We start from the raw sequence: 21,722 nt of genomic DNA, 5'->3' as shown, positions 1-21,722 counted from the left end.
CCTTGAGATCAGCCTGATCTCTGCGGGCAAGTCAGTTGCCAGCTATTTTTACGTTCTACATCACTGAGCAGTCCGCGAAGATAAAGCAGACAACGGTGTTGAAAGCCTACAGAGTGAAACAGCGGAGCCAGACGGGAATGCACGCCCCGTAGCATATGACCGCTGTGTAGCTTAATGCGATGCGCTGAATCTAGTAGAAACGAGACACTCACATTGTTTATAATAAAATCAAGGTCGATACTTCCGCCATCCTCTCATCCACATACAAAAAAATGCAGACTCGAAGGCCTGCGTATCAGTTCAGCAACAACCCAAAATAGTCCCAAGTGTCAGATCACCATAAACACCTAACTCTTTCGCTTAAGGAGCTTTTTACGCATCCATTGTTTGATCTCTCTCCAATACTCTTTTCCCAGAAGGGCTATGGCGATGACAAACAAGGTCTCTCCTACAACGATAAGCGCGGAGACAACGACCATCTTGTTGGGAATATCGAGGAACGGAATAATGGGGAATGTAAGCCAATACAACAGAACCAGTATCAACATGACGAAACCCGCTTTTTTCTTAAAACTCAGGTCATTGTTGCGCAGCATGCCGGGCAATTTCCTAAGCCAGTTTTCGAGATCGTCTACAAGGGTATAGACGACAGGAATGACCAACAGGCTCAAAACAGTGGAAGTCATCAGGCCTCCGATGACTGCCACCGCCATTGGGCTACGGAAACTGGGATCGGCGGTGCCGAAACCCAGGGCAACGGGCAACATGCCTGCGCCCATCGCCAACGTGGTCATAATAACGGGGCGTGAACGTTTGTGACAGGCATCAATCAGCGCCTCCGTTCGGCTCATGGGTTTATTGATCGCCTTGCCATCTGAGCCACGGTGACCACGACGTGATTCAATCGCATAATCGACAAGTAGTATCGAATTCTTGGTGGCAATCCCCATCAACATGATTAACCCGATCAGGGATGACATAGAGAAAGCCTGACCTGCAAGCAGTAATCCAACGAATGCCCCCCCCAACGAAAGCGGGAGTGCCGCCAAAATGGTGACCGGCTGGAAAAAATCTTTGAACAGCAAAACCAGTACGACATAGATGGCCAGAATCCCAGCGACCATAGCTGCGCCGAAACCGGAAAACAGTTCATTCATCATCTCTTCATCGCCCTGAGCAACTTGGTGCACGCCGGCCGGCAGATTCTGGATTGACGGCAGCTTCGCCACCTGAGCGGTCAGATCGCCGAGTTGTATGCCCGACAGTTCAACGTCGATGGTGACACTGCGTGTCCGGTTAATTCTATTTATCTGGGCCGGTCCACTGCCTTGCTCAATGCTGACAATCTGGTTAAGCAGTACGGGCCCTTTGGAACCCGGTACAGTCAACCGCTCAAGCAGCCCCAGCTCCTCACGTACGTCCTTTGACAATTTAACCACGATAGGGATCTGGCGCTGTTCTACGTTGATTTTGGGCAGAAATTGGTCATAGTCGCCAACGGTAGCAATGCGCAGGGTATCTGCGATAGCGACGCCAGAAACACCCAAATCGGCCGCTTTGGCGAAATTCGGCTTCAGGATGATTTCGCTACGAGCAAGCCCCGCACTGGAAGCGATATTGCCCAGACCGGGGATATGGCGTAAATCTTTTAATACTGAATCGGCCGCCTTAGCCAATAACTGAGGATCATCGCCGGTCAACACCAGCTGATACTTCTCGCCTGAGCCGCCAAAACCAACTTTGCTGCGGACACCCGGAAGCTCAGCCATCATTGTACGGATCTCTCCTTCAATCAGCTGCTTACTTGGGCGCTCCTTACGCGGATCCAACAACACCGTAAGCGTTGCAACACGGGTATCAGTCTTTCCATCAGCAGCCATGATATCGCTCCCCGTGGATCCCCCGCCGATCGTGGTATAAATGTTACGTATATGCTTGATTGGTGCTAGGCGATTTCGAGCGCTTTCTGCCATCGCCCAAGTTTGCTCCAGTGTGGTCCCGGGCGGAAGTTCCAGTGTCACTTGCGTCTGGGAGTTATCATCTGAGGGAAAGAACCCCTGAGGCAGCAGTGGAATCAGCATCAGAGAGCCAACAAAGAACCCGCCGGCCAGCGCTAAGGTGAGCCAGCGATGTCGCAGTGTCCAATTGCAGGCGCGTAAGTAGGCAGTCATCCAGAAGGGAGCACGCTGAGGGCGTACATGTGGCTTCATCAGGTAGGCTGCCATCACCGGTGTCAACAAGCGAGCCACAACCAGTGATGCAAACACCGCAAGTGCCGCCGTCCACCCGAACTGCGTGAAGAATCTTCCGGCAATACCAGACATGAAGGCAGTAGGCAGGAAAACGGCGATCAAAGCAAAAGTCGTTGCGACGACGGCAAGGCCTATTTCCGAGGCGGCATCAATCGCGGCTTGAAACGGCGGTTTCCCCATACCGATGTGCCGTTCGATATTCTCAACTTCTACGATAGCATCATCCACCAAGAGGCCAATCACCAGCGACAGCGCCAGCAATATCACGATACTGAGCGAGAAGCCCATCACGTCCATGCCAATGAAGGCCGGCAAAATCGACAGTGGCAAAGCCGCTGCCGAGATCAAAGTGGCCCGTATATCGCGTAAGAACAGAAATACCACCAGAATTGCGAGAATGGCACCTTCGTAAATCATATGCATGGAGGCGTCGAACTCCTCCTGCACAGGTCGTACAAAGTCGAATACCTGAGTAATCTGCAAATCGGGCCATTCCGTACGCAATTGCGTCAGAGCTTTTGCCACTTTGTCACCCACGTCAACTTCGCCGGCACCTTTGGCTCGAGTAATCTCGAAGCCAACCACCGCTTTGCCGTTGAGTAACGCGAGTGAACTACGTTCCGCTGTGGTGTCTTTCAGTGTGGCCACTTCGTCCAACCGAAAACGCTGCCCGCCAGGCAGCGACAGTTCCAGCCAGGATAATTCATCGGCACTCTTGACGCGGGCGACCAGACGCAGTGGCTGTTTCCCCTGACCTAAGTCGGCTTGCCCGCCGGTGGCATCCTCCAGCTTAAATGCCACCTCTGTTTCGAGCTGAGGTGGCGCTGCACCCGGGAGCGAAGCTGACACGGTTACTGTTGGAACATCCATGTCCGGGAAACTTTGTATCTTCATCAAATTGAAAGAATAAAAACCTGCAACGCTCAAGATCAGAAAGAGCAAGATTGACGGAATGGGACTACGAATAGACCAGGTTGAGATATTCACGATGTGCCTCTTAGCGTTGGCCTGAATGGTCAGAAGCAGCAGTCGTTTTGGCTAACCGGACTATATCGCCATTATTTAGGAAAACGCCGCCGCTTGCGACGATGCGTTCCGTGCCTTGAAGACCTGAGAGGATCTCCTGTTGGTCATTCAATATGCGGCCTACAGTGACTTTAAGCGGATGTACGCGCATGTTGTCGTCCACGACGAACACCAGATGAAAACCGTCGCGTGCGACGACAGCGGATTGCGGCACAGTCATCCCTTGCCGATCGCCCACCACAATCTCACCGCTAACATAAGTGCCGGGTCGAATAGAAGAGCCACTCTTTGTTTCGGCATGGAGGATATCCACATAAGCAATCCCACGGCGCGAGTTCAAATTGACGGTTGGTGCGACAAGACGTACTACACCTTCCCATTTATTGCCGCCAGGTGAGGTGATCTCCGCTTTTTGCCCCGGCTGAATCTGCTCGAGTTGCTGTGCGGACAACTCTGCCCGCCATTCAAATTTTCCTTGGCGGATAAGGCGGAACATTTCCGTGCCTTGCATCGGTACTGAACCCACTGTGGCCGGGCGAGCAGAAATAATACCGTCGTCGGGTGCGCTCAGTATTGTCTGCTCCAAACGTAATTTCTGGGCGTCCATTCGCGCTTTCGCCGATTCCAGACGAGCCTGTGCAGTCTGTTCCTGAGTTAACAGTTTTTGGATATCCTGTTCGCTTAGGCCGCCAACACCGCGCAATCGTCTGGCTCGCTTACCATCCGCTTGCGCATTCAGAGCTACCGCTTTCGCCTCACTCAGCTCGGCTTTCGCCAAAAACCAATCATTCATCACTGAATCGCGTGAAAATTCGGCAAGAGATTGCCCTTTACGCACCCGATCTCCCTCTTGTACCAACAATGTTTGTACACGCAAGCCATTAACCTCAGGGCTGATGATGGCTTCTTGCCAGGCCGAGATGGAACCATTGGCTGTTACGGTATTGGTGACGGATTGTCTCGTCGGCGTCGCCAGAGTCACGGTCAGTACCGGTTTGTTTGCCGTTGGCGTCGTTTTGTCTGCTGGCGAATCACATGCCGACATGAATACGGCAATGGGCATCACCAGTACGGCAGTACAAAAGGCCTGCAAAAACCAAGAACGGGGGCGGGTGTTTTTAGCTATCGGTTGTGTCATAGGGTGGATCCATTAAGGGAGATAAATTGTCGAACCCGTCGCCTACAGCGCGGTAAAGCGTTGTTCTGGCATACTGGCATTTCAAACAAACGCAGGCGTGGTCGCACAACCGCGGAGGATCAGAGACACGCTGAAAATAGAAGAAACAAACGTGAGTCGGCGGAGCCTTGGAGAAGACTGTTTCCGCTGTATTTTTAGTATGGAAACTGGCTGCATAGTCAGCACACCCTTATAATGCGTGAGTACATACTCATTAAATGATTAAAAAAATCAGCTAAATCGCTTTATGAATTACTTGGAAGCTCAATGGCTCGTACCATTGCTTCATAACCTGCACGTTTGTAAATACCCAGCAGGTGCGGTTTTTGAACAGCCATATCGATAACACCATTGGCCACGACCGTACAGATCATGCCATGAAACTCGTTCGACAGCGGTAAATCGAGTCCCTCAACCAACGGGATACCCAGTATGGAAATGTCACCGAACCGCATGCATCTTTCCATTTGTGCGTTGGATAACTTTCCGGAGACCATCAATTTGTTCCCTGTTGCATATGCAGCGGGGTTGGCGAGCGCCCAATCAATATACGCATCCCACGCAACCTGCAGTTGCTCCTTACCCGACGATAACGCCCGCAAGCTCTTGGTAAGAAGGTGCTCCATTTCGTCAAGCAGATAGTCACACACCGCACTTAACAACGCGTCTTTATTTTCAAAGTAGCGAAACAATGTGCCCTCCGAGACCCCGGCCTTTTTGGCTATGGCCGCAGTGGGCGCTGCTAACCCTTGTTCGGCAAAAATCTCCGTGGCGGCACGCAATAATGCTTGCTGCTTTTCTTCACTGCGGGGACGGGCCACTTTCAGGCTCCTTTAATAAATGAGTAAACACTCATTATAGAGTGATGATGAAATCAAGCAAGCGTTTTACTGCTCACACAGAAAAACCGCGCATTGTGAATTCAGATATGACTACAGCGCTACATTGTGCTTCAGGGAACATACCATCAACTAATTTTAGCGAATTGGGCCAATACATAATCTTCTTGGTTCACAAGTTGGATTTCTGGAGTTATCAATTGTAAATGCCCCATTGTGTGTTGCTGTCTCTGGCTGAATTATATCGGGAGCCTATTTTTAACTTGAATTCTGAATAAGGAATTTAGATAACGCCATAATGTGTATTAGCTGCGGCTTGACCTGACGTCATCCTATTAGTGGGGTACGATTAAATCTGACTGTCGGCTATGAGCGAGGTGCGGATGTAGCGCCACACCCAATAGTAAATTGGTAGCACACTGTAAGCTAATTTTCCAAGTGAGGCCCTTTGCTATGGCAAAACCCTGTAGGCTACCCGAACACGGCTTAATGTGACAGAGCCATATTTACGCCGCAAGCGGCGGGTAATTCGACCCTAAGAGATTAATTACCACCAGTAATTGATTTCTTATAAATCAATATAAACTCATTCCGCCATCAATAACCAAGGTGACACCCGTGACCCAAGAGGCCTCATCAGAAGCCAGATACAATGCAGCTCCGGCATGATCCTGAGGTAATCCTGTGCGTTTCAGAGGAATATTAGCCGCTCTTTGTTGCCATAATTCAGGCTGATTTTCCCATTGTTCCTGATTTGCTTTAGTGGCTGTTAAGCCTGGACAAATACCATTAACTCTTATTCCATGTTCCGCAAGCTCATATGCCGCGCTTTTGGTGAGATTTTCCATTCCTGCTTTGGCTATTTGATAATGTGCTACCCGGCTTCGACAAAGTCTGGAACTAAGTGAAGAAACATTAATAATATTTCCAATTATGTCATGTTCTATCATGCGCTTTGCAACCAGCTGAGTAAGAAAGAAAGGTATCTTCAAATTAGTATCAAGAACTTGATCGTATTTTTCTTCATCAATGATAAGAAATGTGTCACGGGTGAGAGTACCAACATTATTGACCAAGGTGTTGACTTTACCCAGAGTCTGTTCACTATGCTGAAGTATTTCTTTACAGCAGCTGATATCCGACATATCACACTGTAATGAAGTTACCTTGCCTTTTTCACTGCTGAGTATGTCACAGAGTTCAGCAGCTTTAGCTGCGGAATCTTTATAGGTAAATAATACATCAGCTCCAGCGATAGAAAATCTTCTGACAATTGCCTCTCCAATACCATGACTTCCCCCGGTGACGATCACTTTTTTACCCGATAAGTTCATTTCATCCTGCCTAATTTTTCGAAGGTTAGTTTTCTAATTTAATGCTTTCTACCCTAGGTGACAGAAATTGGTAATAAATTCCGGCTATTGTAAAAAGATCAATTGTCCCTAACAGTAGCCAGCGAATTTCGCTGATGCCTAGAATTTTACCCAGGTCATAAAGGGTGCCGCCTCCGCAAATAAGATAAAAACATTACTTAACTTAACGCGATGCTCGATTTTAATATCCTATAACGTTAGCTTGTTGAAGCCAGTCGCGTTGACTTTTACCTTGTTTAAAATTAGCAAAAATGCCCAACGACGACCTTTTTCTGGATCTCGACGGATTAAAAAAACAACCTCCAACTGACCTCAACATTGCAGAGTGCTATCAGTTCATTTTTTCAACATACCATACGCAATTATAACAATTATTAAACATGAATTATTAAACATAGTTTGATTGATCTTGCGGGTTGACAAGGGCTAGCCTATGTGCATTATATATAGCGAATCTAACACAGTGTGCCAAACGAGCGGATCTGCTCTGTCGCATTAAGCCGTGTTCGGGTTACCTATCGATTTTTTGTTGAGTGTCCTATCGATGTCCCTTATCCGAAACGCGTTCAAACGGCTGCGTTATCCTGTTGATATCACCGCTCAGTGTGTTCGTTGCTATCTGGCCTACGCATTTAGCTTGCGTCATTTAGAAGAAATAATGGCTGTACGGGGTATTAACGTTGATTATTCCACGCTTTCCCGCTGGATTCATCGCCTCTTCCCCGGTAGCTAAACGTTATCGACGGTGTAAACCTAAGGATTTCTCTACAGCTATGAAGTCATATATAACTACTCCAATATACTACGTTAATGACAAGCCACATATGGGGCATGCTTATGCGACTATTCATGCAGATGTAATGCATCGTATAAAAAAAATGGCTGGATATAAGAGTTTTTTTCTGACTGGCGCGGATGAACACGGTGAGAAAATTGCAAAAGCTTCTGCGGTGCAAAACATAACGAATGAAGAATTTGTCCAGCAAAATGTTAAGCATTTCATTTCCGCTTGGAAGGTATTAAATATCGACTATTCTTTCTTTGTCAGAACATCATCACATTTCCATGAAAATTTTGTGCAAAAATCATTACAAAAACTATATGATGCTGGCGATATCTATTCAGCAGAATATGAAGGACTTTACTCCATTGGCCAGGAACGCTTTGTCACTGAAAAAGAACTTGTCAATGGAAAAATTCCTGAAGATAAAGATCCACCTATAATTCGTAAAGAGAAAAATTATTTTTTCCGTATGGAAAAATATCAGGGCTGGATAAAAGAATATTTGACCGATCACCCTGATTTAATCTCCCCGCCTCAGTACGCTAATGAAGTGCTACAGATGTTGAATGATGATATCGGAGACCTGAGCATCTCACGGCCAAGGGAAAGGTTGTCTTGGGGAATCCCCATTCCCTGGGATAACGCTCACGTCACTTATGTCTGGTTTGATGCCCTTTTGAGCTATCTTTCCGCCATTCATCATGCAGATCCTGATGATGTAGAGGCGTTATGGCATTCTTCAAACCATATCATCGGTAAAGACATTTTAAAAACACATACTATTTTTTGGCTAAGCATGTGTAAAGCCTTGGGATTTACTCCCTATAAACGACTTCTTGTTTCAGGGCATTTATTAGGAAGCGATGGTCGTAAAATGAGTAAGTCTCTGGGAAATGGCGTTGACCCGCTTTATGCAGCGGAAAAATACACCTGCGATGTTCTCAGATACACATTGATTAAAGAGCTTCGCTTTGGTTCGGATGGCATTATCAGTGAAGAAGTTATTCAGCAACGGTTAAATAACGACCTGGCTAATGATATCGGAAACCTACTTTCCCGCACAGTAGCCATGATTAACAAATACAGTAGCGGCATGCCCCCTGTACTGTCAGAACAAACATTACAGCATCATTTCCTGATAAAACTTGCTGCGCAAACCTTTGATTCAATGATGCCTTTAGTTGATGAAATGAAGCTTTCAATGGCGTATGAAAAGGCTCTAGAGTTCGTCCGTGAACTGAATAAATTTATTAACGACACTCGTCCGTGGGATTTATTTAAGCAAGGTAATAAACTTCAACTGGATGAGACGCTTTCCGTACTTTTTTATTCACTAGACGTCATATCACGGCTATTTTACCCTGTTCTTCCTGAGAAGATGATAGTTATGAGAGATATACTTGGCCTAATCAATGAAACATTAACCTGGAAATTACCCACACCTGCAATAAGTAAGCATCCGGTCGCAAAAAGCGTCCCCCCTCTGTTTGAGAAAGTAATTAGTTAATTTTACCCGGTTCTGTCGTATTAACGGAGAAATCACGAAAGAAAATGAATTGAACGATTTTTATGCAGTTAATTGATAAAAGAAGGCTGCGGGTGAAATAGAATGCTCCGGCTCTTGCGGATATTGTCCCTTTATGCAACATACAAACCAATTCAAGACCCGCTAACAGGATTTGAGTCCGTCTGAAATTTTTTTGGGGAGATCCGCCGCTTGAAGTCGCTTGAACGCGTTTCGAATAAGGGACATCGATAGAACACTCAACAAAAAATCGATAGTTTACCCGAATACGGCCTAATGCGACAGAGTTCCATTTTTAGCCGGTCCCTCTACGAGTCCAAATCACCTATGCCTAACTTGGATATTTCAATCCATATCGATTGGTAGCATTCAATTCATTGTCTTATCGTATGTTGACTACTCTATTTAGCCTCTTAACTATCATTTGTGTTCCGTTGCTCCCCAAACCCCAATCATAGCAACGATAGTCCGTAGCGCACATGGACTGGCAAAAGTGTAGCAGTATTCCGAACCGCTATTTAGATTGCACAGTGAATAATCTGAAAGGAGTTCTACACAGTGTACCCAAGGTCTCTTTGACATCATCAATATTTATACCCTGAGTGCCAAATTCACGATTCATGCAAGCCAACAGTTCAGCTATTTTTATAGGTTGTTCAGTCAATTCCAACATTCGCAAAATCTGTTCCGTTGTCAATCGTTCATTCTGTTGCATGTCGCACAATTTCAGCCATTGTCTAGGCTCTTCAGTCACGCAATCTAGCGCCTGTCCGTAATACAAAACCGCAGGACGGCGCTCTCCAGCATCAAACAAGATGTGGTCATCGCGTATCTTGTATTTGACCAGAGTTTCTTCGCGATCAATTGATCCATCCGGATTGACGTGATATTTGTGTATGGTCGTGGTTGCTTTGATAACCAACGACTCAAATACTTCTCTCATGTACTCTTCATCAGCTTTAAGTTTAACTCCCTTTTTGCTGACATAAACTTCTAGCAACGGATCGCTCATAAGGCTGCCAAGTTTAGCCTGAGCTGTCGATGGTAACTGCCGAACCTGGCAACACAACTGTTCATTTTCTAGCATTTTATCCGGTGAAAAGTAGTGAGGTTGCTTCCAACAGAACACCTGCAAATCAGCTTGATCCAAGATTTCTAACAAGCTGTCTACATCGTAATAGTGTTCCTGAGGGTTGCAGATAAAATCAGCCAGCTCCTGCGAAAATCCCGGACGCTCATCTACATATTTCAGCACTCGCTTCAACTCCTTGGGTGCCTTGGCATGACCGTTAAGAGCTCGCAGGTAAGATACAGCGAGCTCAAATCGGGCAGGGCTGGATAGGGTCTTTTTAGGATCCAGCAAGGCTAGAATCTCTAGCATTTTGATTGAATACTGACGGTTCTTATAATCGTAAACCATGATCTCAGCGATGCCAGTATCTTTGAGCGCCCTATGGATAACTTTAAATCCATCTTGCGGAGAAGGTAAGTGATGCAATACGCCGACACAACTGATGTAATCAAACGTGTCCGTATACTCAGTTTCTAACAAATTTTCCTGCTTAAAAGTAATATTGGAGATCCCTAAATTTTGGGCTAAACGGTTTTGGAAAGTGATACTACTAGAGCTCAAGTCGCTGGCCACTATTTCGCAATCGGAAAATTGCAAGGCAACCAGTACAGCCCATCTGGTACCGCACCCAGGGACCCATATTTTACTACCCGGTTTCAACTGTGCCTCTTTTCTCAGATTGAAATCTAGATTGAAACTGGCAGTCAGCCTACGGTCAGGGTCTTCTTGTTCAATGCGATAGACCGGAGGAAACGGAAACGATTCGTATTGTTCGGCAACTTGTTTGGTGATGGAGGCATTACTGATATCGTTGGATAATGTCGTTTGGCTCATAAAATGGCTCCTTAAAAAATATCCCTGAGCAGCACGGTCGAAAATATATCGGCCGTCTCATAGATTTTGTTCTACTTCTTTATTGGTAAATAGGTCGGTCGGGATGCTCTGCATCTAAGAAATGCGGTAACAACGATGGAAAGTGCTTTTCTAAATACAACGAATAGTTATCGCGCGGTTCTTCAGGATATAACTCAAAGTAAATTTTCTTGGTCAACTCTCGGATAGCGTGAACCTTTTGCTTACCGTCGCTGTAGTGATGCTCTGCACACTCTTTTAGCCGATCAAGCACTCCGCGATATTCGCTATTGGCTTTTACTGGATCGGCTATCTTGTGAAGGATGCCCTGAGTGTACATATCCGGATACATAAAATTCAACAACTCGGTAAAGTAATTGGGTCTGCGGAACCGAACGCGTACTGCCATGCTATCTTCAATATAGTCAGCATAGTGCCAACAGTATGCTGGAACAAACATGGCCTCACCTGACTCTAAAATCACTTCTTTTCCACCTGTGAAACGCAAGAAATCCTGGCGATCTTGTTCGGTAAAGTTCTGCAACTTCCAACCCGATGCTTGAGTTAAAGGCAGCAATTTTTTAGCGGCAGAATGCGGAAATACGATGAAACGTTTTCTGCCAAAAATTTGGAAGAGGAAACCGTGATGTCCGGCTTTGTCAAAGTGAATGTTGGCTACATTGCCCTTGTTACCAACAAAACACTGCTGAACAATACTGTTGCTTTCTCCTTCCTGAGGGATACACATTTCGGGAACAGAATAGTATTCACGGATAGCATCTGGCGTTGAAAACTCGATACACATTTTCTTCTCATTCGGGTTTTCATCGACATAGCGATAGTACTCAGCAATTGTCATGGTCGCCATGTCTTCTAGAGTGGAGTCTTTATCCCGCAAGGCCCCTGTTTTTTTTGTATGCTCTTCGTAGGCCTTTAGATATTCATCTTGGACAGGGATGCGAATATTCCCCCAATGCTCAATTACTTTATCACGGGAGGTTATATCCCTGATCTTTTCACCTGAATATAAATCAGTAATAACCACTGGCGTTACCGTTTTCATATAACTATTTTCAAATTCCTCTGCAATTGGCAGGATGATTCGTTCAATTAAATTATTGTAGTCGTTCATTTACTCTATCCTCATTTAAAATTTTTACATCATTGCTATATGGAAACAGCCGAATATCGGTGTTGTTAAGTAGACTTATCAACTAACAGCAAACTTAGTTGCTAAAATCTAACGCCTGCTCTCTAACTTAACTACCACCTACTGAAGTAGGTGGGTTAGCGCACATCGATGCCGACGACTGAAAGTCGTCGAACCACGCACCTCGTAAACGCGCATATGTCAAAAAATTAAAATCAACGTCACCGACTAAAATCGGTGGTTTTTACCTTTCATATGGAAAAATAAAAAGTAATTTAGCTAAAACGGACTTGCCATGATGGCTAACGATATTCTGGTCATATCGTGGTGGCGAGCACTGTGACTCACTAGGTATTATTACTTACTTAAAAAGTATTGTAGTTGATAAGACTGAATCATTTCGCACTCTACTCTTTGATTTTCAAGAACCTTGGTCACAAGTTCGGTTATATCATCATGTTGACAACCATTCGCATTCTCCACCATCAAAATCAGGTTATTACCTCTTTGGTCAACGTTGGTATCGTGATACAAACACGCGGAGCAAATGGCATCGTTCTTCAATAAGTCGGCTAGCTCAACATGTAGCAATTCACTTACAGTGGGAAGCTGTGAAGCATCAATAGACAATCGAGCTGTAACCATTGAGCCTCCAATAGCATTGCCTTCGGACCAAAGCAGATCGGCGACTTTTCGCTCTTCCAAGTGAAGATGTTTGTCCACCTTCTTAGCAAGATCGCTTGGAGCCATTTCGTTTTGTTTCTGATACAGTTCACTTTCTAGCACATCCTGATTCTGCAGGCGGTAATAGCATAGGTATTCGTCAGATTGTGAACAATAGTAGCGCTGACTCGACAAGAATCCCGGTATCTCCATACGCTGAGGAATATGTTCTTGATTGTGCCAATGGTTAAAGAGTGCATTCTCCCCACCCTCCATATGCAGCCATAGCATCAAAGCACTTTGTTTGCTTTCGTTCATCATCTATGTAGCCCAAAAGGTTAACCCAATAGAAATTAAATCGTTTTTAGTGCTTCACAGAAGGATTCAATGTCTTCATTGCTCATGTTAGCCCGTCCCATAACCCGGATTCCAGGCCGATCTTTAGCTACAATTGGAAAAAACACAGCGGAGCAGTAAAAGCCTTTTTGGAACAAGCGAGCTGATGCTTCAACAGCATCATCTACTGATGGCAAATCGATAACTCGTATAGGCAGACCGTTACCAGCATTGGAGCTTGGAATTATACGGTCAAAATGTGCCATCGCTTCGCCTAATTGTGCCTGTAATTTGGGCAACTCATCGCTCAGATGGATCTGTGCAGAAGCTTTGATTGCACCTAATCCTGGTGCATTAATCATTTGTGACCACCCCAGTGGACCTGAACAATAGTCGAGCATTTCACGATATTTATTGCTGCCAAGCATTATCACTCCGCCTGTGGCGCCGAACGCTTTGGCGAGAGAGCCTACAATAACAGTTCGATCATTCAACTTATCAAAAAATGAACGTGATAGACCGACGCCTTGTTCTCCGTATACGGAAATGGAGTGTGAATCATCGATGTATAAGAACAAGCCATACTCTTTTTGTAATCGAATTAGTTCTTCAATCGGGGCATTGCCACCCATGCTATAAGCACCGTCGCAAACATATGCTACGGTATCGTTTTCTTTACAGGCTTGCTCAATAAACTCAATGCTGTTATGTGGACAAGTAACCACTTCGGTTTCATTACCACAATTAGGCTTGAGAATATTCATGGAGAAATGGCAGCTTCGGTCGAAAATCATCAAAGGTTTTTTTCCTTCAGTCAGTTGCCCTGAAGCCAACAAAGGTAAAACTGATACAGAAGCGGTAAAACAAGAAGTAGTCAAAATGATCTCGGCATCGAATACCTTGGACATAAGTTGCTCGGTTTCGACCATCAACCTAGGAGCAATCCGTGCTCGTGAAACTGAAGTACTCATCGTGCCTTCATGCTCAAGGGCGCGGATTGCACCATCGATGATTTTCGGATGTCGGTTCAGGCCAAGGTAAGAGCAAGAGCACATATTGATAAATTCATGGCCATCATCCGTAATCAGCTTATTACCCTTGTAATCTATAGTTCTGATGCCTGTCAAACCATATTCATTGGCTTTCCGCCAACTAACCAGACTGGAAGTAACCATCTTGCCGATATTTGAGTATTGCCCCATAAAAATCACCTATTATTTATATGATTAAGATTGGAACAGTGGGATCGATCCTCCGTCCACAGTTTGGGCAAAAATAAAGCCCGGTCAATATCCTCACGTTTTATACTTAACTTTGAGTATTATGAATCACAAAGTTTTAATATCTATTGTCAGTAATGAAACGAGTTTTTCTTTTGGTTGCTAATTCAAAGTGAGAAAGCGTCACTTGATTGACGATAATTTGACGAATTTTTCCAGTTTGGATGGCTTCGAAAAGCGCAGGAGACTCTTTTTCCATAGCACTCAGAACCAAATCTTTCAATTCTGGCGGGGCTATCGACTGTTGGTGTAATGAGACAAGAACTTTTAATTCAGGCTGAGTTGAGGTTCCACCTATTTCTACATTAAACATAGTAATGTTCAATTTCGTATTTAGTTGGTCGATAATTCCGAATACTATATCTTTATTGATTACAGTATCGGCTACAGCATGTTCGAATACAAACCGACGTCCTTGAAGTGAAAAACGAGCTTCTAGTTGCGTTGGATCATCCAGCCACTGAGCCACATCGCCTGTATCCAACCTAATAGCTGGAGTTTGTAAACGAACATGGCTGGTAACCAACAAAGTGCCTTTTTTTCCTGCTTCCCTAATAACTTCTTCAGTTTCAGGATCAATGATTTCAATAGTACACAGTTCTTTGAAAGGAATGTATTCATTGTATCTAGTAGGCACTTTACTGTACGCTACTTGGCCAACCTCGGTAGTACCATAAAGAAACGGATACAGCGTTGCATTCGGAAATGCTTCTTCAAGCAGTGCCATTTGGCTACCATAGAGATTTTCACCTCCACCTAATAGCCGTGTGATATTCAAATCTGGTCCTGTAGTATCCAATAAACGGCTAGCCAACCCCAAAAACGTGGGGTTCATACCAGTAATCACATTGGCATTGAAATGTTGATACAAGGAAATAATTTCTTCGAAATCACGATCACAGCCTAAGGGAATTTCCGAACATCGCCCTGGAAACATATCTACAACATGATGCACTGCCATAAATGATGCACTACCAGGCTCTGATAGATTGAGAATTATATCTTTTTCCTGTAATAGTCCATTGCGCCAATGTGTTTCAGCCAACAAGCGATTAACAGTGCGCCATTCATCACGACCAAACAAAGTTGCTTTGGGTTTTCCGGTGGTACCAGAGGTTGTATAGAACATACCGTAAGGTTGTTCGCTGGCAAATAAGGCCGAAAAATCATCGTGTACCGCTGTCATCACTTTATCGAAAGAAGCGATCGGCAAATCTTCAAGCTGGTATTCCGTACCGAGATTTTCATAAAGTGAGCGGTAAAAAGGTGAGCTTTTTCGCGCCGTTTCCACAATTTGTTTCAGGGTATAAAAATTCAATTTAACCTTCCTTTCTTACGGATTCTGCGATTGCTGTAATAAATAAGCAGTCACCAATAGATCCAAATAGCCATGTCCGACAGAACTAAAAACGGTTGCAGTGTTCTTGAGTTTGTTTCTGTCGAATGTCAGCATTTTAGTCAATGTTAAAGCATCACGATGCAACTCTCCTGCTTCAGCCACTGCAGTATCAAGATCCTCCACAATCACATGGGCGCTTTGCAAAAGCGTATTTGGAACTTCACGCGAGTCACATGTATGCGCCCCCATGCAATTAACATGAACGTGGTCAGTAAGCTTTACATTAGAAAATAGCGGCAATCTTGAAGTTGTAGCAGTACAGATAATGTCTGCATTACTTACAGTATCTGTTACAGATGCAGGCATAAGAACTTCAATATTAGAACCAAATTTCTCTTCAATTCTCTTTGCAAATACCAAGGTGTTACTGGCAGTCCTTCCATACAACCGTATTTGGTGTATCGGACGGACTGCCATAACCGCTAATACTTGTTGCCAAGCTTGAGTGCCGCAACCAATTAACGCCATTTTATTGGCATCATCGGACGCGCAAATATCAGTCACCATGGCACTGACTGCTGCACACTTCAAGTTGGTCAACTGGGCACCGTCTAGCAAAGCCAATGGTTGTCCTGTAGTACCGTCAAAAACATTGACAATGGCATTTACCGAATTACCTTTTTTCTCTCCATTAACTACCAAAGTGGCGACTTTTGTAATAAACAAATTACTGTTAGGACAATATGCTGGCATAGCACCAAACGCCGAAAAGGGGCTTTGCTTTATAATCATCGATCTTGTCGGTACCCGTGCAGCCTCAGCTCTACCATTAGAAAATGATTCTTTGAAATAAGATATTAATGGTTTAAGATCCGTCAGTTCCGGCAACAAAGGCCAACCAAAGGCACCAATATTTAGAATAGACATCATGAATCCTTGCATGGACGTAGTGGAATTAAAAAGCTCCGCTCCCAACACAACACTTCAATATCATTCTGATTCAGTCCTCGGGTCTGTACTGTGACAATCCCTTGACCTGGACGACTATTCGATTCGCGTTTGGTCAAAATAGTAGTTTCGGCATACAAGGTGTCGCCAACATAAACCGGATGACTCAATTTGACTTCTTTCCAACCCAGATTGGCAATCGCTCTGGCACTAGTACTGGCGAGGCTTAACCCTCCAATAATGGAAAAAGTGACAAGACTGGATACCAAAGTCTGACCAAATTCAGTTTTCTTTGCATACTCATTGTCGATGTGCAAAGGGTGAGTATTCATATTGATCAGAGATTGCCATATGTTGTCAACTTCAGTAACAGTACGCCCAGGTTTGTGCTCGTACACATCCCCAATGTTGAAGTCATCAAAATAGAGTCCATGACTTTCACGATATCGCTGTGGCCCGATGGCCTCTAATATACTGAGAGGTTTGTTTTCCATATAATTTTATTCCTGATTACTACAACTCTATCGAATTCGCCCGGACAATATTTTCTTGCTATACTTGAGATGTGGCGGTCCAACCATTTCTTCCGAATCCATAGCAACAGATCGCTGCTTGTTCGACTCGAGCATAGATACGATCGACTGTGCTTTGGCCTTACTATCTTCACAGATAGCAAAACCTTTGTTTATGGTAGAAACTTGGTTCGGGTGTAAGGCAATTTTCCCAGTGTATCCGAGTTTTTTCGCCTTCTCGATTTCCAACTGTAACATATCGTGTTCATACACTGAGAAACAGGGAGAATCTATAGCATGTAGCCCAAGCCTCTTAGCACAAATACTGATTTCCGCTTTGATGTAAGATAATTCGTTAGTTAGCGTCTGAGGGTTTAAGTCCATATCAACGGCAAAGTCCGCTGCCCCAAAAATGACCCCGTCTAAAGCTTTAGGTCGGTGATTGAGATGACGCAATTCGAAAAAGTTATCGATGGTTTCAATCACAGAAAATATCAAACTGTTTTTAAAATAAGTGCTTATTAGCGGTACATCACGAGCGATGCTGGACTTTGGCACAATCACAATATCAGGTTGGAGTGATCGTTCGGTCAAAAACAGGATATCTTTCAATCCTTCTTCAGTGTCGAGACTGTTGATCCTGATTGCCACTGGCAATCTGTGGTCGAATGGATAATGTTTCAACAAGGAATTCCTTGCATCCTCCTTTTGGGTAAGAGGAACTGAATCCTCTAAATCAAAATGAATCACATCCGCATTGTAATTTTCTGATTTTTCAACCAATTTTCCATTTAAGGCTGAAGAGCAAAGCCAACTTCTTAACATACCTCCCTCCCTTAACATTATTTGATTATTTAGTTTTTATTTCCAGTATGGACAAAAGACACTTATCTTTAGCGTGTCATTCTCACAATAAATACTTTTATAAAAAACTCGGACGAGTGGGATGATCGAAATCTGTCCACTCCGCTAATGGTGATGGTATATATTCTTCGAAATCAACCGAATAGAGAGAACTGCTGGCAGCATGTCCATACTCATTGGCCAATTGTTTGGCTAAAAACCTCATATGGAGAGCTTTCTCTGAACCATTGATAAAATGCCCTACAAATGCCTGCTTCAGCCTAAAGAGAATGTCTTCTTTGGTGCTATTGTCTACCCCCTCGTCCAACAATAAGTGACCTAACTCTTTGCTATATAAGTCCGGGAACGTCCAGTTAAGTAAATTTGTAATTTCATCTTTACGGCGGAAACGCAAGTTCAAGCTCCAACAATCATCCAAGTAGTCGGCATAGTGCCAAGCATAAGGTGGGAAATATATTGCTTCTCCAGGATTTAATATAATCTCCTCGCCGCCTGTATATTCTAAAAATCCGGCTCTATCCTCATCGCTGAAATTTTGTAGTGACCAACTGCTGAATTGAGTAAAGGGGGCTAGTTTAGAAGTAGATTCTCGAGGGAATAGAATAAATCGTTTTCGCCCTATAATCGAATAAAGGAATGCATGCAAGCCATCCTTATCAAAATGAATATTGGAGAAACTACCTTTTACGCCAATGAAGTTATGATTGAGCAAGGTTTGACTTTCTCCTGCTTGGGGGAAGCATACTTCAGGTATTTTGAATGATTTCTGCATAGCCTCATCAGTTAAAAAAGCTACCCTAATTATATCCCTGTTTGCACGACCTTCAATCACTTGAAAATAATCAGATAAAGAAATGCTGGAACCTTGATATTTTGGGATTGAATCTTCTTCATGCATTTTATAGTGCTGTGATAAACGACTATCTAAATGATCCCTGATATCAGAAATTTTTATTGCACTATCATAATTGTCGTCCAGTGGTATTTGAATATCAGCGAAGACCTTAACGGCATCTGCTTTGGTTTTTACCCTTGCCAAGGGTTGCCCTGCAAATAAATCAGTGATAATGGCAGGCTGGTGCTTACGCATATACCTCTCAAAAAACACTTCGCTACTGAGCATTTTTATTCTTTCGATGGGCATATTTACCTTCCTTTATAGACTTAGCTTGAGAGCATAAAAATTTGTGGAGCATTTATCTGGAAAGAACCGAATAGAATTTTTATATTTTTCATATTTATAAGGATAATTATTAATCAACTAAATTTGGTTTTTTATGGGTATGTTTAATTGATTGTATAATATATATTAAATAAAGTTCCCCACAGATTTTATGATATCCAACTCCATGAGTCATTTTGCACTCATAAATGTATAATCATAAATATACACGTCAATATATAAACATTAGATTAATAAAACCCATAATATAAAATAAATTATCTAATTAGGTAATCAATGAAATTATCTGCACTTTTATTATAGTAGACAACACAATAACCTGACTTACCGCTGGCAATCATGAAATCGAAAATAGCCCTGTCTGAGCTTGAACGAATCACGTTGCAACAACTCGCCGTGAATCATCAGCATCGGGAATACGACTGTAGTACTAACCCACATTATTTGGTAATGAAACTGGATTTTTTCTGATGTTCAACAAACGTCCCGAAACTGGATCGGCTGGCACGCTCTGTACCGGATGCACGGAACATTCCCGACTCACTGCAAGCGATAGGGGGGCAAACTGGCACTGGGCCAGAGTATTTATGATCCAACCGATCCAATGGGCAAAATATTTTTCAGCGTAGTGGCCACGTTTGCGGAATTCGAAGTCGATTTGATACGTCTGAGAACAAAAGAAGGCATGGCGATCGTCTGGGCGAAAGGAAAGCTACGAGGGAAACAACCTAAACTCACCATTAGGCAACAGAAAGAATTGTGTCAAATGCACGGTACAGGGGAGTATTCGATCAGTGATTTGGTTGGACTGTTTTCGGTAGCAAGACCTACGGTTTACCGGACGTTGCTCCGTAAAAAAGTAGCAAAAAATGACTAATGGAAATTGATTATGAAAGATAAACAACTTAAAAAACTCCGATAGGGACTTGATATCTTGGGACTCATTGAAAAAAATCCGGATGTGGTCGGTTATGTATTATTTATACGCGTAATTACCGAATTGCGACAATGAATGAAAATGAGTTTGGCATGGCAATCTACGCCGATGATCTTAAAGAAGCCTATTTGGCGCCATCACAGCTTAATGCGTTAATGAATATCGATTTTTTGCCGGGAGTAGATCAGAACGATATTACCGTTATTCCGGTTATTGAGAATCCTGTTTTTGGATTAATGCTTAAAAAATAGAGTAAACTTGAAGACAGCAAAATTTTGTCCAAAAGTAAGTTAGCGTAACATAGGAATAATCGCCTAAGATTCAAGATTGCTTTGCTCATATTCCAATGACCAGAGCAACAGAGCGTGTGTGCTCCAATACAACTTATTCGCCCGGACCTGTGGCGCACCACCCTGCGTCAGAATTCGCGTATTTTCCAGCAACTGAACATTGAATCCATTATCACCAATATTCTGAAAGAGCACGGTATCCGCGATGTGGTCTTCAGCCTGCGCCATGCCCACCCGGAACGGGAATTTTGTGTGCAATATCAGGAAAGTGACTTTGCATTCCTGCAACGCCTGACCGCAGAAGAAGGTATCTTCTACTTTTTTGAATGCGGCAACGGGCGCAATACGCTGGTGTTTGCCGATGATGCCGGCTCTGTCCCACCGGGCATTATACTGCCCTACCAGCCGGGTGACACCAGTACGCTGGGAGAGCCGGCGGTGAGCCACCTGACACACCGGGCACAGGTTCGACCAGCGATGGTGCAACTCAAAGACTACACCTTCAAAAATCCGGCGTGGCCGGCCGAATTCAGCCAGCAGATGAAGGAGGACACGCTCCAGCAGGGGTATTACGAACATTACGACTATCCGGGGCGTTTTAAGGATGAGGCGCACGGTAAGGATTTCACCCGTTATCGTCTGGAGGGACTTCGCAACAATGCCGTGACAGGACAAGGCCGTAGTCATGCGATTGCGATCCAGCCGGGACGGTTATTCACCCTGTACAACCACCCGCGTGAAGACCTGAACCAGTCCTGGCAGGTGGTGGGGGTGAGTCATGCCGGCAGCCAGCCCCAGACACTCGAAACCGCCAACAGTGGCACGGGGACGACCCTGCACAGCCAGTTTCACTTTATCCGCCATAACCAGCACTGGCGTCCGGCACCGTTACCGAAACCGGTGATTGACGGCCCACAGATTGCCAACGTCGTGGGACCTGCCAGCGAAGAAATCTTCTGTGACCAGTACGGGCGTATCCGTCTCCAATTCCCGTGGGATCGCTACGGCAAGAGTGATGACCAGAGTTCCTGCTGGATCCGGGTCACCCAGCCGTGGGCCGGTCAGGGCTGGGGGATGCTCGCTATCCCGCGTATCGGGCAGGAAGTGGTGGTGGATTTTCTGCACGGCGATCCGGATCAACCCATCGTCACCGGACGCACCTACCATGCCAGCAATATCCCGCCGGGCGGATTGCCGGGCAGCAAAACCCAGATGGCCTTCCGCTCCAAAACCCACAAAGGCGAAGGTTACAACGAACTGCTGTTTGAAGATGCCAAAGGCAGCGAGCGACTGGCCCTGCATGCGCAGAAGGATATGCAG

At 44.6% G+C, this 21,722-nt stretch carries 17 protein-coding genes and 3 pseudogenes; 6 read left to right on the top strand and 14 right to left on the bottom strand.

The genetic code is table 11. The features are described 5' to 3' along the window. Positions 1-8: 8 nt before the first annotated feature. The 5 genes from AACS90_RS14675 to AACS90_RS14655 form a co-directional block, all read right to left on the bottom strand. On the bottom strand, positions 9-155 hold the full coding sequence (locus AACS90_RS14675) for a hypothetical protein (RefSeq protein ID WP_193757270.1): 147 nt from the start codon (positions 153-155) through the stop codon (positions 9-11). 192 nt (positions 156-347) lie between these two features. Next, a complete protein-coding gene (locus AACS90_RS14670; protein WP_099123188.1) occupies positions 348-3,239 on the bottom strand; it encodes an efflux RND transporter permease subunit in 2,892 nt (963 codons plus the stop codon). 10 nt (positions 3,240-3,249) lie between these two features. Continuing rightward, on the bottom strand, positions 3,250-4,323 hold the full coding sequence (locus AACS90_RS14665) for an efflux RND transporter periplasmic adaptor subunit (RefSeq protein ID WP_241538305.1): 1,074 nt from the start codon (positions 4,321-4,323) through the stop codon (positions 3,250-3,252). A 377-nt stretch (positions 4,324-4,700) separates the two neighbouring features. After that, positions 4,701-5,276 (bottom strand): TetR/AcrR family transcriptional regulator, encoded by a 576-nt coding sequence (locus AACS90_RS14660; protein ID WP_099123187.1) that lies wholly within the window; start codon positions 5,274-5,276, stop codon positions 4,701-4,703. A 593-nt stretch (positions 5,277-5,869) separates the two neighbouring features. Further along, positions 5,870-6,628: an SDR family NAD(P)-dependent oxidoreductase gene (locus AACS90_RS14655; RefSeq protein WP_099123186.1), complete on the bottom strand. Its 759-nt coding sequence runs from the start codon at positions 6,626-6,628 to the stop codon at positions 5,870-5,872. Between the two features lie 583 nt (positions 6,629-7,211). Here AACS90_RS14655 and AACS90_RS14650 point away from each other — a divergent pair. Continuing rightward, positions 7,212-7,391, top strand: a pseudogene (locus AACS90_RS14650) (IS6 family transposase); the annotation flags it as partial. A gap of 49 nt (positions 7,392-7,440) precedes the next feature. After that, positions 7,441-8,958 carry a methionine--tRNA ligase gene (metG, locus tag AACS90_RS14645; RefSeq protein ID WP_099123200.1) on the top strand — a complete coding sequence of 506 codons (1,518 nt, stop codon included), beginning with the start codon at positions 7,441-7,443 and terminating at the stop codon, positions 8,956-8,958. 532 nt (positions 8,959-9,490) lie between these two features. Here the strand turns inward: metG and AACS90_RS14640 are convergent. The 9 genes from AACS90_RS14640 to AACS90_RS14600 form a co-directional block, all read right to left on the bottom strand. Then, on the bottom strand, positions 9,491-10,882 hold the full coding sequence (locus AACS90_RS14640; protein WP_099123185.1) for a class I SAM-dependent methyltransferase: 1,392 nt from the start codon (positions 10,880-10,882) through the stop codon (positions 9,491-9,493). Between the two features lie 79 nt (positions 10,883-10,961). Further along, positions 10,962-12,032: a cupin-like domain-containing protein gene (locus AACS90_RS14635; RefSeq protein WP_099123184.1), complete on the bottom strand. Its 1,071-nt coding sequence runs from the start codon at positions 12,030-12,032 to the stop codon at positions 10,962-10,964. A 375-nt stretch (positions 12,033-12,407) separates the two neighbouring features. Next, positions 12,408-13,034, bottom strand: coding sequence for a DUF4286 family protein (locus tag AACS90_RS14630; RefSeq protein WP_099123183.1), 627 nt, complete (start codon positions 13,032-13,034; stop codon positions 12,408-12,410). A gap of 32 nt (positions 13,035-13,066) precedes the next feature. Further along, a complete protein-coding gene (locus AACS90_RS14625) occupies positions 13,067-14,251 on the bottom strand; it encodes an aminotransferase class I/II-fold pyridoxal phosphate-dependent enzyme (RefSeq protein WP_099123182.1) in 1,185 nt (394 codons plus the stop codon). A 136-nt stretch (positions 14,252-14,387) separates the two neighbouring features. Next, on the bottom strand, positions 14,388-15,647 hold the full coding sequence (locus tag AACS90_RS14620) for an AMP-binding protein (protein WP_099123181.1): 1,260 nt from the start codon (positions 15,645-15,647) through the stop codon (positions 14,388-14,390). A 15-nt stretch (positions 15,648-15,662) separates the two neighbouring features. Beyond that, positions 15,663-16,595: an ornithine cyclodeaminase family protein gene (locus tag AACS90_RS14615; RefSeq protein WP_193757269.1), complete on the bottom strand. Its 933-nt coding sequence runs from the start codon at positions 16,593-16,595 to the stop codon at positions 15,663-15,665. Next, positions 16,595-17,110 carry a MaoC family dehydratase gene (locus AACS90_RS14610; RefSeq protein WP_099123179.1) on the bottom strand — a complete coding sequence of 172 codons (516 nt, stop codon included), beginning with the start codon at positions 17,108-17,110 and terminating at the stop codon, positions 16,595-16,597. Before AACS90_RS14610 ends, AACS90_RS14615 begins: the two co-directional genes overlap by 1 nt. A 27-nt stretch (positions 17,111-17,137) precedes the next feature. Beyond that, the gene (locus AACS90_RS14605) at positions 17,138-17,953 is read right to left on the bottom strand and encodes an HpcH/HpaI aldolase/citrate lyase family protein (RefSeq protein ID WP_193757268.1); all 816 of its coding nucleotides are present in this window, start codon (positions 17,951-17,953) and stop codon (positions 17,138-17,140) included. A 97-nt stretch (positions 17,954-18,050) separates the two neighbouring features. Continuing rightward, positions 18,051-19,136, bottom strand: a complete 1,086-nt coding sequence (locus AACS90_RS14600; protein WP_099123177.1) for a cupin-like domain-containing protein — start codon at positions 19,134-19,136, stop codon at positions 18,051-18,053. 378 nt (positions 19,137-19,514) lie between these two features. On the opposite strand from AACS90_RS14600, the gene AACS90_RS14595 reads away from it, so the two are divergent. The 4 genes and pseudogenes from AACS90_RS14595 to tssI all read left to right on the top strand — a co-directional run. Then, positions 19,515-19,646, top strand: coding sequence for a hypothetical protein (locus tag AACS90_RS14595; protein WP_256376549.1), 132 nt, complete (start codon positions 19,515-19,517; stop codon positions 19,644-19,646). Between the two features lie 12 nt (positions 19,647-19,658). Continuing rightward, positions 19,659-20,052 (top strand): annotated as a pseudogene (locus AACS90_RS14590) (recombinase family protein); the annotation flags it as partial. Positions 20,053-20,204: 152 nt separating this feature from the next. Next, positions 20,205-20,363, top strand: a complete 159-nt coding sequence (locus tag AACS90_RS14585) for a hypothetical protein (RefSeq protein WP_193757267.1) — start codon at positions 20,205-20,207, stop codon at positions 20,361-20,363. Positions 20,364-20,498: 135 nt separating this feature from the next. Beyond that, positions 20,499-21,722 (top strand): annotated as a pseudogene (gene tssI, locus AACS90_RS14580) (type VI secretion system tip protein TssI/VgrG); the annotation flags it as partial.

Source organism: Xenorhabdus sp. KK7.4, assembly GCF_963876465.1.
In the GTDB taxonomy this organism is placed as follows: domain Bacteria; phylum Pseudomonadota; class Gammaproteobacteria; order Enterobacterales; family Enterobacteriaceae; genus Xenorhabdus; species Xenorhabdus stockiae.
This window is presented reverse-complemented; position numbering and strand designations above follow the sequence as displayed.

Bases quoted from the DNA above. Each gene is read 5' to 3' on its own strand.
- AACS90_RS14640 (WP_099123185.1), bottom strand. From the start codon at position 10,882: ATGAGCCAAACGACATTATCCAACGATATCAGTAATGCCTCCATCACC.
- AACS90_RS14600 (WP_099123177.1), bottom strand. From the start codon at position 19,136: ATGCCCATCGAAAGAATAAAAATGCTCAGTAGCGAAGTGTTTTTTGAG.
- AACS90_RS14585 (WP_193757267.1), top strand. From the start codon at position 20,205: ATGGCAATCTACGCCGATGATCTTAAAGAAGCCTATTTGGCGCCATCA.
- AACS90_RS14615 (WP_193757269.1), bottom strand. From the start codon at position 16,595: ATGTCTATTCTAAATATTGGTGCCTTTGGTTGGCCTTTGTTGCCGGAA.
- AACS90_RS14675 (WP_193757270.1), bottom strand. From the start codon at position 155: ATGCTACGGGGCGTGCATTCCCGTCTGGCTCCGCTGTTTCACTCTGTA.
- metG (WP_099123200.1), top strand. From the start codon at position 7,441: ATGAAGTCATATATAACTACTCCAATATACTACGTTAATGACAAGCCA.
- AACS90_RS14610 (WP_099123179.1), bottom strand. From the start codon at position 17,110: ATGGAAAACAAACCTCTCAGTATATTAGAGGCCATCGGGCCACAGCGA.
- AACS90_RS14605 (WP_193757268.1), bottom strand. From the start codon at position 17,953: ATGTTAAGAAGTTGGCTTTGCTCTTCAGCCTTAAATGGAAAATTGGTT.
- AACS90_RS14625 (WP_099123182.1), bottom strand. From the start codon at position 14,251: ATGGGGCAATACTCAAATATCGGCAAGATGGTTACTTCCAGTCTGGTT.
- AACS90_RS14635 (WP_099123184.1), bottom strand. From the start codon at position 12,032: ATGAACGACTACAATAATTTAATTGAACGAATCATCCTGCCAATTGCA.
- AACS90_RS14665 (WP_241538305.1), bottom strand. From the start codon at position 4,323: ATGTCGGCATGTGATTCGCCAGCAGACAAAACGACGCCAACGGCAAAC.
- AACS90_RS14655 (WP_099123186.1), bottom strand. From the start codon at position 6,628: ATGAACTTATCGGGTAAAAAAGTGATCGTCACCGGGGGAAGTCATGGT.
- AACS90_RS14630 (WP_099123183.1), bottom strand. From the start codon at position 13,034: ATGATGAACGAAAGCAAACAAAGTGCTTTGATGCTATGGCTGCATATG.
- AACS90_RS14595 (WP_256376549.1), top strand. From the start codon at position 19,515: ATGAAATCGAAAATAGCCCTGTCTGAGCTTGAACGAATCACGTTGCAA.